Origin of the sequence: Acinetobacter sp. AOR41_HL (genome assembly GCF_027854645.1) — a bacterium.
Classification (GTDB): domain Bacteria; phylum Pseudomonadota; class Gammaproteobacteria; order Pseudomonadales; family Moraxellaceae; genus Acinetobacter; species Acinetobacter nosocomialis.
Genome location: NZ_JAKTHZ010000047.1, coordinates 1 through 15,388, shown reverse-complemented (window position 1 = coordinate 15,388; position 15,388 = coordinate 1). Strand labels below are relative to the sequence as shown.

General features: G+C 40.8%; 9 protein-coding genes, 2 tRNA genes and 3 rRNA genes. 1 reads left to right on the top strand and 13 read right to left on the bottom strand.

Annotated features, from left to right (window positions below; all coding sequences use genetic code 11):
• Positions 1-213: 213 nt before the first annotated feature.
• Positions 214-1,062: a putative pilus system protein FilA gene (gene filA / locus MKL35_RS17655; RefSeq protein ID WP_002050459.1), complete on the bottom strand. Its 849-nt coding sequence runs from the start codon at positions 1,060-1,062 to the stop codon at positions 214-216.
• A 351-nt stretch (positions 1,063-1,413) separates the two neighbouring features.
• Between filA and MKL35_RS17650 the strand changes: the two genes are divergently transcribed.
• On the top strand, positions 1,414-2,769 hold the full coding sequence (locus MKL35_RS17650) for an anthranilate synthase component I family protein (RefSeq protein WP_085946332.1): 1,356 nt from the start codon (positions 1,414-1,416) through the stop codon (positions 2,767-2,769).
• A gap of 3 nt (positions 2,770-2,772) precedes the next feature.
• Here MKL35_RS17650 and hisC read toward each other — a convergent pair whose 3' ends face one another.
• The 12 genes from hisC to MKL35_RS17590 all read right to left on the bottom strand — a co-directional run bounded on the left by hisC (position 2,773) and on the right by MKL35_RS17590 (position 15,214).
• A complete protein-coding gene (hisC, locus tag MKL35_RS17645) occupies positions 2,773-3,858 on the bottom strand; it encodes a histidinol-phosphate transaminase (protein ID WP_106479751.1) in 1,086 nt (361 codons plus the stop codon).
• A gap of 69 nt (positions 3,859-3,927) precedes the next feature.
• On the bottom strand, positions 3,928-5,217 hold the full coding sequence (gene hisD / locus MKL35_RS17640) for a histidinol dehydrogenase (protein ID WP_002050361.1): 1,290 nt from the start codon (positions 5,215-5,217) through the stop codon (positions 3,928-3,930).
• Between the two features lie 105 nt (positions 5,218-5,322).
• Entirely contained in the window at positions 5,323-6,006 is a 684-nt protein-coding gene (hisG, locus tag MKL35_RS17635; protein WP_001000724.1) for an ATP phosphoribosyltransferase, read from the bottom strand.
• Positions 6,006-7,262, bottom strand: coding sequence for a UDP-N-acetylglucosamine 1-carboxyvinyltransferase (gene murA, locus MKL35_RS17630; RefSeq protein WP_004710509.1), 1,257 nt, complete (start codon positions 7,260-7,262; stop codon positions 6,006-6,008). The genes hisG and murA overlap by 1 nt, the downstream gene beginning before the upstream one ends.
• Before the next feature lie 6 nt (positions 7,263-7,268).
• Positions 7,269-7,520 (bottom strand): BolA family iron metabolism protein IbaG, encoded by a 252-nt coding sequence (ibaG, locus tag MKL35_RS17625; RefSeq protein ID WP_002050455.1) that lies wholly within the window; start codon positions 7,518-7,520, stop codon positions 7,269-7,271.
• 138 nt (positions 7,521-7,658) lie between these two features.
• Complete coding sequence (gene hpf / locus MKL35_RS17620; RefSeq protein ID WP_001167461.1) at positions 7,659-7,997, bottom strand: ribosome hibernation-promoting factor, HPF/YfiA family; 339 nt, start codon at positions 7,995-7,997, stop codon at positions 7,659-7,661.
• A 169-nt stretch (positions 7,998-8,166) separates the two neighbouring features.
• Entirely contained in the window at positions 8,167-9,615 is a 1,449-nt protein-coding gene (locus MKL35_RS17615) for an RNA polymerase factor sigma-54 (RefSeq protein ID WP_106479750.1), read from the bottom strand.
• 269 nt (positions 9,616-9,884) lie between these two features.
• A 5S ribosomal RNA gene (gene rrf / locus MKL35_RS17610) occupies positions 9,885-9,999 on the bottom strand.
• A gap of 179 nt (positions 10,000-10,178) precedes the next feature.
• Positions 10,179-13,069 (bottom strand): 23S ribosomal RNA (locus MKL35_RS17605).
• 340 nt (positions 13,070-13,409) lie between these two features.
• Positions 13,410-13,485, bottom strand: a tRNA-Ala gene (locus tag MKL35_RS17600).
• 55 nt (positions 13,486-13,540) lie between these two features.
• A tRNA-Ile gene (locus MKL35_RS17595) sits at positions 13,541-13,617 on the bottom strand.
• Between the two features lie 59 nt (positions 13,618-13,676).
• Positions 13,677-15,214: ribosomal RNA gene (locus tag MKL35_RS17590) — 16S ribosomal RNA — on the bottom strand.
• Together the 16S, 23S and 5S rRNA genes with 2 tRNA genes alongside form the textbook arrangement of a ribosomal RNA operon.
• Positions 15,215-15,388 lie beyond the last annotated feature (174 nt).

The following is a 15,388-nucleotide window of genomic DNA, read 5'->3' as shown; positions in this document are numbered from 1 at the left end:
ACCTTTTTTTTTTGTAAAAAACAGCTTTTTTTTAATCTTTTTGATGAATGCATAGTTTTACATTTATAAACTGTTAATTAATTCTCATTTCAAATGTTTTATATTCTTTCTTATTATATAAGCTAATATTATTTAAATAGAAAACTATAGATATTAGTTTTATTAAGATAAATAAAAAAGCGCGTATAAACGCGCTTTTTATCAGTCTTTAAATTAGTGACCAGAAATAGTAATTGTAGAAGTCCCTACATTTAAACCTTGAATTTCTAAATCACCAATTGAAGCATTACCCGCTGCACCTAGGTGTACGCCCTGTGCATAAACGTTCATACCTTGCGTACTGTTATTTTGGATACGTAAGCCTGTAGGAACAACAGAAATATTCGCATTTACATCCAAGTCACCAGTTGTATTACCTGAACCACGAACCATTACTTTGTCTAGGACAATTTTACCACCACCAGCAGCATCATTAATACCGAAGTTAGATAATGTTAAACCACCTTGCAAGCTAGAGTTCACTTTGATCATTGCGCCTTGCGGAGTTGAACCTAACTGAACATTTGCAGAAATTTGACCCAAAGATAAATCTAAACCAGAGATAATTTCAGTTGGAGCAGTTTCAGTAATACCACGTACAGCCGTAGTTGTATTTAATGTACCAGAAGTACCTACACCAATTGAACCAACATGCACGTCAACCGCACCTACTGTTGCTGCAACGTTTAAGAAAGCACCATTTGAACCTGAAGCACCATTTGTATCAATCGCTAAATCTAAAAGGTTACCTGTACCTTTTTGAGTTACCGTAACACCACTAATTGCGATTGAACCCGCTGTACCTGAAGCGCCAGTAATACCTGTTGATGTTGCTAAACCATCATTATCGTGTAGGTATAATTTATCGATAGAAATACCACCAGAACCCAAAGCAATACCGATATTAATACCGTCTTGACCTGTAGCAGCACTAAGCGCTGCATCATCCATTGATTGCATTGCCATAGCATTTGCACTGATAGCTAAAGAAGAAACTAAAGCAAGTTTAGTGAACATTTTCATTGAGCACTCTCCCAAGAGCATTTATTTTTTGACTTAACCACTCTTACTGTCTCAAGTTGCATTTTTCTTTTGTGGCAACCGAAACTTCCAATCCTTGAGTAGTTTTGCTTAGCAATTACTAAATTACAGCTACGTTAATTTTTGTTCAACTACTGTAATGCATTTTTTGCCAATTACCCGACAAACGGTACCGATATTGATCGCCCGTTCGAATTCATAAATTATTAGCAAAACTGAAGAATTGTTCGGTTGTTTTTTCCACGAAATATTAAACTCTTTCGACTCATCCGTTTGATGGACTAGAAGTTGTAGTAAACTATGTCACCTCTTCCAAGTACTTATATGTTTAAAATGTCTCAGTTAAAGAAAAAAATCTCTTTAGAAAGCTCTCAATCTGCTGCCGATATTTTAAAAAAATTAGAAGAGTTAATCGGGCTTGTATATCTTCATGATGACAACAATCCGGTTATTGGGTTTCTTCCAAATAAATATTTAATTATTCAAAATCATAAAAATTTTTTATTTGAAAAATCGGACCTAAATAATTATCAAACTTCATCTGACATACAGAGTCTTATAGATTTTTCTCAATTTCAATCCCCAGATCTAAAAAACAAAAATATTGAAACTATAAGCTTTAATGGAGGTTATATTGGTTTTATTAGCTATGACTTCTCTGCGAATCAATTTATAAATAATCAATTACATGAACAACCTTCTTTATTTATAGGTTGCTATCATTCTTTTATTAAAAATATAAATAATGAATGGTATTTTTTTAGCGATGACAATAATGCATTAGAAATTTTTAAATATATTTCAGATTTACTCAAAAAACCTTCTCCTAAACTAAAAAATAATATTTTTAAATTAGAAGAAAATATTCATCCTCGTTGGACTAAAAATAAATACTTAACTGCCTTTCATAAAATACAAGAATATATTAAAGCAGGAGATTGTTATCAAATTAACCTTACTCAAGAATTCAGTGCAAATTTTACCGGCTCATTATTAAATAAAGCAGAAGAGTTGTGGAATTTAACTAATGCTCCATATGCTGGTTATTTGAAGTTAGAAAATTTTGAGTTATTAAGCTGCTCTCCTGAATTATTTATTGAGTTTGATGTAGATAAGCAAATTAAAACCAGACCGATCAAAGGAACTATGCCTCGTTTTAAAAATGAAGAACAAGATTTACTTTCAAAGCAAACCTTAAAAAACTCTAAAAAAGATCAAGCAGAAAATGTCATGATTGTTGATTTATTACGTAATGATTTGAGCATTTATGCCAATACTGGCTCGGTAAAAACAACGAAGTTATTTGAAATTGAAAGTTTCAATCAAGTTCATCACATGGTAAGTGAAGTTACGGCTACACTTAAAAATGATATTAATCCTATGCAAATGTTACTCACTGCTTTACCAGGGGGGTCAATTACAGGTGCCCCTAAAATTCGAGCAATGCAAATTATTGAAGAGTTAGAAGGTGCGCCAAGAGGAGCATATTGCGGGACTCTGGGATATTTTAATTTCGATGGCACGGGACGTTGGAATATTTTAATTCGCAGTTTTCAACAATATCAAAACCAACTCTCTATTTGGGCGGGTGGCGGTATTACAATTGCCTCAGAAGCTGAGGCTGAATATCAAGAAAGTCTTGATAAAATCTCTGCTATGCTGAACTTAGTGAACAGCACAGCAGAATAAATATTAAAGAATATCTTGCTTCAATGTTTGAACTAAACGCGCATTTTGTTCATCAGTTCCAACCGTAATACGTAAAAACTGATTAATGCGAGGCTTATTGAAATAACGGACAATAACGCCCTGCTCACGCAACTTTTGTGCTAATTGCCCAGCATCATATTGCGAATGCGTAGCGAATATAAAATTCGCTTTCGATGGCAAGACATTAAAGCCAAGTTCCGTTAAATCACGAACAAGTTTTTCTCGACTTATAATGACCTTTTGACACTGTTCTTCAAAATAGGCTTGATCTTCAAAAGAAGCGACAGCCGCTGCAATAGCAAATCGATCAATTGGATATGAATTAAAACTATTTTTTACCGCTTCAAGTGCTGCAATCAAATGTGACTGAGCAATCGCGAATCCAACGCGTAAACCAGCCAAAGAACGAGACTTTGAAGTTGTTTGGCACACCACAAGATTTTCATAACGGTTTATCAAACTTACAGCTGACTCAGCACCAAAATCAACATAAGCTTCATCAATCACAACCACACGGTCTGGATTAGCTTGTAACACTTTTTCAATCTCTGCCAAGCTTAACGCAATACTGGTTGGTGCATTTGGGTTGGTAATAATAACCCCACCATTAGGCTGAGTATAATCTTTGACATCAATCTCGAAATTCTCATTGAGTGGAATTTCTTTTGTTTTTGTTCCAAAAAACTGGCTATAAACTGGGTAAAAACTATAAGTAATATCCGGATACAGAATCGGTTCTTCTTGAAGGAAAAATGCTTTAAAAATATGAGCCAATACCTCATCAGAACCATTACCTACAAAAACTTGAGATACATCAATATCCTGTTGCTTAGCAATCGCTTGTTTTAAAGCTGTAGCATCCGGATCTGGATATAAACGAAGAGCATCAGCTTGTTCATGTAATACCGCTTGAACTGCTTCTACTACTTTAGGTGATGGCGGATATGGATTTTCGTTAGTATTTAACTTTAATAAATTTTGGATTTTTGGTTGTTCACCTGGCACATAAGGCTCTAGTTCACGAACCTCAGGACTCCAAAAACGCATTTGTGCTGTAGATACAGTCATAGTCTTATCTCAAAAAAGGGCTGAAAGTCAGCCCTGAATAATCATTAAAAATACTAAAAGGCTTAAAGCTTATTGATAACGATAACGAGCCGAACGTGCATGGGCATCAAGATTTTCTTGGACAGCAAGGACATCGGCCGTCTTAGCTAATGTTTTAACGCCCTCTTTTGAGCACATGATCAAGCTAGAACGCTTTTGAAAATCATATACACCAAGTGGCGATGAGAAGCGTGCTGTACCAGATGTTGGTAATACGTGATTTGGGCCAGCACAGTAATCACCAATTGCTTCAGGTGTATAGCGTCCCATGAAAATTGCCCCTGCATGACGAATGTCTTCGCTCATTGCTTCAGCATCATCAAGACATAACTCCAAATGCTCTGGTGCAACCTGATTAATCAAATCAACAGCTTCTGCACGGTCTTTTACTAATACTAAAGCCCCACGATTTTCAATCGATGTACGTGCAATATCAGCTTTTGGCAATTCACTTAAGTGTTTTTCAATTGCAGACTCTACAGCTTCTAGCAATGCTTCATCTGGAGTAATGAAAATAGCTTGAGCCACTGTGTCATGTTCAGCTTGAGATAATACATCCATCGCTAACCATTCAGCATTATTCACACCTTCTGCGTATACTAAAATTTCAGAAGGCCCAGCAATCATATCGATACCAACCTGACCAAATACAGCACGTTTTGCTGCTGCCACAAATCGGTTTCCAGGACCCGTAATTTTATCAACACGTGGAACAGTTTGAGTACCATAAGCTAAAGCAGCAACAGCTTGTGCCCCACCAATGGTAAATACTCGGCTAACACCTGCTAGATAGGCGGCAGCTAAAACGAGTGGATTTAGTTCACCATTTGGGGCTGGCACAACCATAATAATTTCAGGTACACCGGCCACATGTGCTGGTACCGCATTCATAAGTACAGATGAAGGATAAGATGCAAGTCCGCCTGGTACATAAATACCAACACGGTCAAGTGGAGTCACTTTTTGTCCCAAGGTATTACCCAAATCATCTACATAAGTCCAGCTATCTTGTTTTTGAGCCTCATGAAATGTACGAATACGATCAGCCGCGAGTTGTAGGGCCTCACGAATCTCTTGGTTTAAACCATCAAAAGCAGCTTTAAGTTGTTGTTGAGACAATTCTAGATCGGAAAATTGATGCGCTGGATGTCGATCGAACTGTTGAGTAAGTTTTAAAACATGATCATCACCATGCTGACGAACATCAGCAATAATTTGATCTACTGTTTGAACTAAATTAGGATCATTAACAGTTTCGAAAGCTAAAAGCTCGGCAAAAACCTGTTTGAAGTTCTGATCTTGAGTCGATAAACGTCGCATCAATTTACCCACAAGGCGAAAAAGAAAAACCAAGTTTACTCTTTTTCTAGACTCTTGTGGGCATCATATCTACAACTATCGCAAAAGCATGATAGGAAATTACTTTTAACGTGATTGAACAGCCTGTTCAAGTTGGGAAATGATTGGGTTCAATAAAACCTGTTTACGCTTAAAGCTCGCTTTATTGACAATAAGACGTGAAGATACTTTGCAAATTTCTTCTAATGGTTCAAGACCATTTGCTCGCAAAGTATTTCCGGTATCCACGACGTCAACAATATAATCACCTAAACCAACGAGTGGTGCCAACTCCATAGAACCATAAAGCTTAATAACATCCACCTGCTCACCTAAGCTTGCATAGTATTGACGTGTTAGATTGACGTACTTAGTCGCAATTTTTAGACGACCTTTTGGACGTTCCATTCCTACTTTACCAGCAGTCATTAATTTACATTTCGCAATCTGCAGGTCTAATAACTCATAAACATGCTGAGCACCATGTTCCATAAGCACGTCTTTACCGGCTACACCTAAGTCAGCTGCACCATTCTCAACATAAGTTGGCACATCAGACGCACGTAAAATCAAAATACGAACTTGCTTATGAGTGGTAGGAAAAATCAACTTACGCGATTTTTCCGGGTCTTCAAGCAGATTAATACCTGCTGTAGCAAGTAAAGGTAAAGTTTCTTTTAAAATACGTCCTTTACTCAGTGCCAAAGTCAAACCATGATCAAAATTACCCATTACGTTAAAATTAGGATCATCGTTTCTTACGTCATTCATTAACTTACTCGCTTAATTTTGGCACCTAAACCTTGAAGTTTTTCTTCGACATGCTCATAACCACGGTCAATATGGTAGATACGGTCAATTAACGTATCACCTTCAGCAACTAAAGCTGCTAAAACCAAAGAGAATGAAGCACGTAAATCTGTTGCCATTACAGGTGCTGCCTGTAATTTTTCAACACCAGTCACAACAGCATCATGACCTTCAACCTGAATATTAGCACCCATACGTGACAATTCAGGAACGTGCATGAAACGATTTTCAAAAATGGTTTCAGAAATCGTTGCAAAGCCACGACCAATTGCATTTACAGCCATAATTTGTGCTTGCATATCAGTCGGGAATTCAGGATGCGGCAACGTTCTAAAGCTTACTGCTTTAGGACGCTTACCCAACATATCCAATTCAATCCAGTCGTCGCCACGGGTCACTTCAGCACCCATTTCTTCAAACTTGTCTAAAACAGATTCAAGTAATGAAGGATCTGTATGTGTTGTTTTTACACGACCACCAGTAATAGCCGCTGCAGCCAAGTAAGAACCTGTTTCAATACGGTCTGCAACAACTGCATATTCACAACCATGTAGACTTTCAACACCAGTAACAACGAGTGTATCGGTATCTATACCTTCAATTTTTGCGCCCATTTTAATAAGCATTTGGGCAAGGTCAGTAATTTCTGGTTCACGCGCAGCATTACGAATTGTAGTTACGCCATCCGCTAAAGCAGCCGCCATTAAAATATTCTCAGTACCGCCGACAGTGACCATATCGAAGACTACTTCACCGCCTTTAAGTCGACCATCTACAGTCGCATGGACATAACCATTTTCGACTTCGATATGAGCACCTAACGCTTCTAAGGCTTTTAAGTGTTGATCTACTGGTCGAGAGCCAATTGCACATCCGCCAGGTAATGAAACTTTGGCATTTCCGTAACGCGCTAATAATGGTCCTAAAACCAAAATAGATGCACGCATCGTTTTTACCAGTTCATAAGGCGCGAACTGATTATCTAAAGTAGAGGTATCAGCTTTGACAGTATCGTTCTCATAACTGATCGTGACACCTAAACCACCAATTAATTTCACCAAAGTATTTACATCTTTAAGATTTGGAACATTGGTTAATGTAATTGGAGAGTCAGCAAGAATCATTGCCGCAAGTAATGGTAAAGCCGCATTTTTAGCACCAGAAATGCGTACTTCCCCTTCGAGCTTAACACCGCCCGTAATTAAAAATTTATCCATTAATATTTAAGCTCCGAAAAGGCTTGCTTTGCGCCATTCATCTTTGGTCATCGCACGAATTGTTACGGCATGAACTTCGCCACTTGCAATATAAGTATTTAATGGTGCATAAACTGCTTGTTGACGGGCAACAGTACGCTTACCTTCAAATTGATCATCCACAATACGGAGGTCAAATTTTCCAGCCTGTCCGCTCACCGCTACTTCCGCTTCAGGAAAAGCTTCTTTTAAAATTTGAGTGAGCTGTTCACTATTCATTGCAAAGACCTCTGGCACAACCTACGGTGTAAAACGAAGTATTTTACTATAACTTTTTCAAAGAATTCAGTACGTGTTTATATTTTATCAATAAAAAAGAGGCTATATTTCAAGCCTCTCTCAATTATTAAAAACTTATTAAATAGAAACAGCAACTTGTGAATACGTACATTGCATTTTCCGATATTTTAACAATTGTTTTTTTAGTTTTTCAGTCAGTTTTTTAATTGAAGTATACATATCATCTGCGGTTGCTTGAGCAAATAGTTCAATTCCAGGTAACCGGACTATTGCTTCGGCCACATGATTAGAACTACCTTTATGCGATCGCTTATCAATCTGATGATCTTTAGTTAATTTAATCTGCATACTATTCACCTGATCAAGATGTTTTGTTAACTGATTAAATTTTGCTTTAATATTTTCTTCTATAGCTGGTGTAATTGCTAAATGATGTCCACGAATCGTTATTTGCATAATTCTATCCCTCACCTTTTTGGGTTATATAAAGAAGAACTAAAACGATTTAATGCAATCTAAAAAAGATGATTTGGGACAATTAAATCATTCTAGCTACTCCTTTTGGTGAAATTGAAATTTCATTATTTCGTCATAATGAATATCTAGAATAGTCATACTTCAAAATCTAGATCAAGACTTTTCTTTCGGATGACGATGGAATATGTAACGATTCTCGATATTTTGCTACAGTCCTTCTAGCCACTTCTATCCCTTCATCTTTTAACAAAGCAGCAATTGCATTATCAGACAATGGCTTACGTGGATTTTCATTGGATACCAACTTTTTAATCATAGCCCGAATGGCGGTAGAGGAAGCCTCCCCTCCTGCTGTTGTTCCCACGTGACTAGAAAAGAAGTATTTCAACTCAAAAAGTCCACGTGGTGTTAGCATATACTTATTTGTTGTGACCCGAGAAACTGTAGACTCATGTAATTCCACTTCCTCAGCAACGTCCCGTAGTACCAACGGTTTCATTGCTTCAGGACCTATTTCAAGAAATGCTTTTTGATGCTCAACAATACAAGTCGCAACTTTTAATAAAGTTTTATGGCGCTCATCAATGCTCTTTATAAAATTCTTGGCTTCAAGCATCTGATTACGCAGATATAAATTATCATCACTCTGATCTGCCCTACGAATCATACTCGAATAAAAAGAATTAATTCTTAGTTTTGGCATCACATCAGGATTTAACTGAACTTGCCAATGTAAATCCTTTTTAGCAACCACCACATCAGGAATTTGATATTCTGATTCTTGCTTTTCAAAATCCATACCTGGGTAAGGCTTTAATGTCTTTAGTAAATCAACTGCAAACTTTAACTGATCTTTAGAAAGACCTGTTTGCTTTAATAATTTATTGAGATCGTTCGCAATCAATAATTCATAATATTGAAGTAGATTTTTAGCTTCTTTTAGATATTTAGTTTCTTTAGGCAAAAACTCTAACTGAACTTTTAAACATTCGGCAAGATTACGAGCACCAATACCAATTGGATCAAGCCGTTGTATATGCTTTAAAACAACTAAAACTTCATCTTCCTCAACGTCTTCCTCAATATCCATATCATTTAATAGATGTTGTACAGCTAAGATTATCTCTTCTATCTCAGCATCTAAAAATCCCTTATCATCTAAAGCATCTACAATACAATAAGCAATCAACTGATCTATTTTTGAAAAGTGCAATAAATTGACTTGTTCTAACATATGCTCTTTAAGTGTCATCTGAACTTGACGGTTATCCTCACGCTCTTCAAATTCAGGTGTAGCCAGAGCGGTAGACTGATGGGTATAAATATCATCCCACTCAGTATCAACAGGTAAATCATCAGGTAAATGGTTTGCATTTAACTCTGTAGTAAGATCATCTGCCTCTTTTTTTTCTAAAGTGGATAAACTTTCTGCTATTGATTCATCTTCCACTTTTTCAAGTAATGGATTACTATCTAATTGAATTTGAATTTCTTGCTCTAATTCTAAACTTGAGAGCTGCAATAAACGGATTGCCTGCTGCAATTGAGGTGTTAACGATAAAGAGTTCGCAACTTTCAATCCAACAGATAATTTCATATATTTCTCTTTCCAAAAAACAAGCAAAAATCATGCCTACTCATTATTTATAGCATATAGTAATGGTTTATCCTATATATTGACTCAGCATTTCATGAGAAAAGCAGTAATTTAATCTTCTAAAATAATATTAAAGTCATTTTGAGTTATATCTAATGATCGATTGAGGATAATCAAAAAAGATTATTGCTTCATGAATTAAATTTTCACTTTATTTCTCGCAATAAAAAACACCCCCACTCTTTAGAATGGGGGTGTTTAGAATAATGAGCTGGCGATGACTTACTCTCACATGGGTAACCCCACACTACCATCAGCGCTAAGAGGTTTCACTTCTGAGTTCGGGAAGGGATCAGGTGGTTCACTCTTGCTATGGTCGCCAGCACAACTGTTTATGGATACTTGCTTTGGTCTTATTGACTGCCGAAGCGTTTTCCAAATCTTTACAGACTGGGCTGATTGAATCTGATTGTGTTCATTTTATCTAGTGGAATAACTAAATCAAGTTGCTTTGTAGATTTATGAATCGATTGATGCTTTATATACAACTGCTTGGGTGTTGTATAGTCAAGCCTCACGAGCAATTAGTATTGGTCAGCTTCACATATCACTATGCTTCCACATCCAACCTATCAACGTCCTAGTCTCGAACGGCTCTTTAGAGGAATAAATTCCTAGGGAAATCTTATCTTGAGGTAGGCTTCCCGCTTAGATGCTTTCAGCGGTTATCCCTTCCGAACATAGCTACCCGGCGATGCGACTGGCGTCACAACCGGTACACCAGAGGTTCGTCCACTCTGGTCCTCTCGTACTAGGAGCAGATCCTCTCAAATTTCCAGCGCCCACGGTAGATAGGGACCGAACTGTCTCACGACGTTCTAAACCCAGCTCGCGTACCTCTTTAAATGGCGAACAGCCATACCCTTGGGACCTGCTTCAGCCCCAGGATGAGATGAGCCGACATCGAGGTGCCAAACACCGCCGTCGATATGAACTCTTGGGCGGTATCAGCCTGTTATCCCCAGAGTACCTTTTATCCGTTGAGCGATGGCCCTTCCATACAGAACCACCGGATCACTAAGACCTACTTTCGTACCTGCTCGACTTGTGGGTCTCGCAGTTAAGCGCGCTTTTGCCTTTATACTCTACGCGTGATTTCCGACCACGCTGAGCGCACCTTCGTACTCCTCCGTTACTCTTTAGGAGGAGACCGCCCCAGTCAAACTACCCACCAGACACGGTCCTCGTCCCGGATAACGGGACAGAGTTAGAACCTCAACATTACCAGGGTGGTATTTCAAGGACGGCTCCATTGGAACTAGCGTTCCAACTTCAAAGCCTCCCACCTATCCTACACAAGTAAGGTCAAAGTTCAGTGTCAAGCTGCAGTAAAGGTTCACGGGGTCTTTCCGTCTAGCCGCGGGTACACTGCATCTTCACAGCGATTTCGATTTCACTGAGCCTCTGCTGGAGACAGCGCCGCCATCATTATGCCATTCGTGCAGGTCGGAACTTACCCGACAAGGAATTTCGCTACCTTAGGACCGTTATAGTTACGGCCGCCGTTTACTGGGGCTTCGATCAAGAGCTTCGCTTACGCTAACCCCATCAATTAACCTTCCAGCACCGGGCAGGCATCACACCCTATACGTCCACTTTCGTGTTTGCAGAGTGCTATGTTTTTAATAAACAGTTGCAGCGGCCTGGTTTCTGCGGCTGTCATCAGCTCAGGAAGCAAGTTCCATCACCAACAACAGCGTACCTTCTCCCGAAGTTACGGTACCATTTTGCCTAGTTCCTTCAGCAGAGTTCTCTCAAGCGCCTTGGTCTACTCGACCTGACCACCTGTGTCGGTTTCGGGTACGATTCCTGTGTAACTGAAGCTTAGAGACTTTTCCTGGAAGCATGGTATCAGCCACTTCGCTGTACAAGTACAGCTTGCTATCGGATCTCAGTATAGAGTACCCCGGATTTGCCTAAGATACATACCTACATCCTTCCACCTGGACAACCAACGCCAGGCTGACTTAACCTTCTCCGTCCTCTCATCGCATTACACAGAAGTATTGGAATATTAACCAATTTCCCATCGACTACGCCTTTCGGCCTCGCCTTAGGGGTCGACTCACCCAGCCCCGATTAACGTTGGACTGGAACCCTTGGTCTTTCGGCGAACGGGTTTTTCACCCGTTTTGTCGTTACTCACGTCAGCATTCGCACTTCTGATACCTCCAGCATACTTCTCAATACACCTTCATCGGCTTACAGAACGCTCCCCTACCACTTGACTAATGTCAAATCCGCAGCTTCGGCACATAGTTTTAGCCCCGTTACATCTTCCGCGCAGGCCGACTCGACTAGTGAGCTATTACGCTTTCTTTAAAGGGTGGCTGCTTCTAAGCCAACCTCCTAGCTGTCTATGCCTTCCCACATCGTTTCCCACTTAACTATGATTTTGGGGCCTTAGCTGGCGGTCTGGATTGTTTTCCTCTTGACTACGGACGTTAGCACCCGCAGTCTGTCTCCCGGATAGTACTCATAGGTATTCGGAGTTTGCATCGGTTTGGTAAGTCGGGATGACCCCCTAGCCGAAACAGTGCTCTACCCCCTATGGTATTCGTCCGAGGCGCTACCTAAATAGCTTTCGGGGAGAACCAGCTATCACCAGGCTTGATTAGCCTTTCACCCCTATCCACAAGTCATCCCCTGGCTTTTCAACGACAGTGGGTTCGGTCCTCCAGTTAGTGTTACCCAACCTTCAACCTGCTCATGGATAGATCGCCTGGTTTCGGGTCTATACCCAGCAACTAAACGCCCTATTAAGACTCGATTTCTCTACGGCTCCCCTATACGGTTAACCTCGCTACTGAATATAAGTCGCTGACCCATTATACAAAAGGTACGCAGTCACACCACGAAGGTGCTCCCACTGCTTGTATGCATGCGGTTTCAGGATCTATTTCACTCCCCTCACAGGGGTTCTTTTCGCCTTTCCCTCACGGTACTGGTTCACTATCGGTCAGTCAGGAGTATTTAGCCTTGGAGGATGGTCCCCCCATATTCAGACAAGGTTTCACGTGCCTCGCCCTACTCGTCATCATTATGTGTGCCCTTTCGTGTACGGGAATATCACCCTCTACGTTCGCACTTCCCAGAGCGTTCCACTAAAACACACATAACTTAATGGGCTGATCCCCGTTCGCTCGCCGCTACTGAGGGAATCTCAATTGATTTCTTTTCCTAAGGGTACTGAGATGTTTCACTTCCCCTCGTTCGCCTTGCAACACTATGTATTCATGTTGCAATACCTACCTTAAAGTAGGTGGGTTCCCCCATTCAGACATCTCCGGATCAAAGGATATTTGCCGCCTCCCCGGAGCTTTTCGCAGGCTATCACGTCTTTCATCGCCTCTGACTGCCAAGGCATCCACCACATGCACTTAATTACTTGACTATACAACCCCAAACAGTCGACGTTACCTACAAGTTAGTAACTTCAACATTTCAGTTTAGAGTACTGTGTATTTAAACACTGTACAGCTTCAATCTAAATTCATATACCAAAACGCTTGATTCAGTTAATTTGCTAGTTCTCAATTCATTCAGATTAATTGCTTAATCTAAACTCTTGAGTGAACAATTTATTTCAGACTCAATTTTGCCAATCTGTTAATGAATAAACATGCCTTCGTCAGGTCATGCTTAATACCGTGATACTTAAATCACAGAAGTTAATAAACCAAGACCGAAATCTCTATTTACTAATTTCTGTAATCCGAACTTATCTTAAGTTCTGGTGGAGACTAGGAGAGTCGAACTCCTGACCTCCTGCGTGCAAAGCAGGCGCTCTACCAACTAAGCTAAGTCCCCAGCTTACATCATCAGTCATGTATCTTTTATCTATAACTTTAACCAGTCAAAGTCATGGTGGGTCTGACAAGACTTGAACTTGTGACCCCACGCTTATCAAGCGTGTGCTCTAACCAACTGAGCTACAGACCCTCAGATACATCTATGAAGAACAACTTGTTGTGGATTCTTACCAATCGTCAATCTTTCGTTAAGGAGGTGATCCAGCCGCAGGTTCCCCTACGGCTACCTTGTTACGACTTCACCCCAGTCATCGGCCACACCGTGGTAACCGCCCTCTTTGCAGTTAGGCTAGCTACTTCTGGTGCAACAAACTCCCATGGTGTGACGGGCGGTGTGTACAAGGCCCGGGAACGTATTCACCGCGGCATTCTGATCCGCGATTACTAGCGATTCCGACTTCATGGAGTCGAGTTGCAGACTCCAATCCGGACTACGATCGGCTTTTTGAGATTAGCATCACATCGCTGTGTAGCAACCCTTTGTACCGACCATTGTAGCACGTGTGTAGCCCTGGCCGTAAGGGCCATGATGACTTGACGTCGTCCCCGCCTTCCTCCAGTTTGTCACTGGCAGTATCCTTAAAGTTCCCGACATTACTCGCTGGCAAATAAGGAAAAGGGTTGCGCTCGTTGCGGGACTTAACCCAACATCTCACGACACGAGCTGACGACAGCCATGCAGCACCTGTATGTAAGTTCCCGAAGGCACCAATCCATCTCTGGAAAGTTCTTACTATGTCAAGGCCAGGTAAGGTTCTTCGCGTTGCATCGAATTAAACCACATGCTCCACCGCTTGTGCGGGCCCCCGTCAATTCATTTGAGTTTTAGTCTTGCGACCGTACTCCCCAGGCGGTCTACTTATCGCGTTAGCTGCGCCACTAAAGCCTCAAAGGCCCCAACGGCTAGTAGACATCGTTTACGGCATGGACTACCAGGGTATCTAATCCTGTTTGCTCCCCATGCTTTCGCACCTCAGCGTCAGTGTTAGGCCAGATGGCTGCCTTCGCCATCGGTATTCCTCCAGATCTCTACGCATTTCACCGCTACACCTGGAATTCTACCATCCTCTCCCACACTCTAGCTAACCAGTATCGAATGCAATTCCCAAGTTAAGCTCGGGGATTTCACATTTGACTTAATTAGCCGCCTACGCGCGCTTTACGCCCAGTAAATCCGATTAACGCTTGCACCCTCTGTATTACCGCGGCTGCTGGCACAGAGTTAGCCGGTGCTTATTCTGCGAGTAACGTCCACTATCTCTAGGTATTATCTAAAGTAGCCTCCTCCTCGCTTAAAGTGCTTTACAACCATAAGGCCTTCTTCACACACGCGGCATGGCTGGATCAGGCTTGCGCCCATTGTCCAATATTCCCCACTGCTGCCTCCCGTAGGAGTCTGGGCCGTGTCTCAGTCCCAGTGTGGCGGATCATCCTCTCAGACCCGCTACAGATCGTCGCCTTGGTAGGCCTTTACCCCACCAACTAGCTAATCCGACTTAGGCTCATCTATTAGCGCAAGGTCCGAAGATCCCCTGCTTTCTCCCGTAGGACGTATGCGGTATTAGCATCCCTTTCGAGATGTTGTCCCCCACTAATAGGCAGATTCCTAAGCATTACTCACCCGTCCGCCGCTAGGTCCGGTAGCAAGCTACCTTCCCCCGCTCGACTTGCATGTGTTAAGCCTGCCGCCAGCGTTCAATCTGAGCCATGATCAAACTCTTCAGTTAAAATCATTTTGCACCTTATTTATAGACAAGGTGCCAATTCTGGCTCATCAATTACTGACTTAAATTTCGCTCAAATAAACTTCGAGTAATTTAAACCAATCAATCAATGAAAATTATTTCGATTAATCAATCAGTAAAAATCCACACAAGTTGTTCTTCAATTCTCTTAATGAT

What these genes read in the sequence shown, in the direction of transcription:
- hisG (WP_001000724.1), bottom strand. Translation starts at nt 6,006, where the DNA reads ATGAATGACGTAAGAAACGATGATCCTAATTTTAACGTAATGGGTAAT.
- hisD (WP_002050361.1), bottom strand. Translation starts at nt 5,217, where the DNA reads ATGCGACGTTTATCGACTCAAGATCAGAACTTCAAACAGGTTTTTGCC.
- hisC (WP_106479751.1), bottom strand. Translation starts at nt 3,858, where the DNA reads ATGACTGTATCTACAGCACAAATGCGTTTTTGGAGTCCTGAGGTTCGT.
- MKL35_RS17615 (WP_106479750.1), bottom strand. Translation starts at nt 9,615, where the DNA reads ATGAAATTATCTGTTGGATTGAAAGTTGCGAACTCTTTATCGTTAACA.
- ibaG (WP_002050455.1), bottom strand. Translation starts at nt 7,520, where the DNA reads ATGAATAGTGAACAGCTCACTCAAATTTTAAAAGAAGCTTTTCCTGAA.
- hpf (WP_001167461.1), bottom strand. Translation starts at nt 7,997, where the DNA reads ATGCAAATAACGATTCGTGGACATCATTTAGCAATTACACCAGCTATA.
- filA (WP_002050459.1), bottom strand. Translation starts at nt 1,062, where the DNA reads ATGAAAATGTTCACTAAACTTGCTTTAGTTTCTTCTTTAGCTATCAGT.
- murA (WP_004710509.1), bottom strand. Translation starts at nt 7,262, where the DNA reads ATGGATAAATTTTTAATTACGGGCGGTGTTAAGCTCGAAGGGGAAGTA.
- MKL35_RS17650 (WP_085946332.1), top strand. Translation starts at nt 1,414, where the DNA reads ATGTCTCAGTTAAAGAAAAAAATCTCTTTAGAAAGCTCTCAATCTGCT.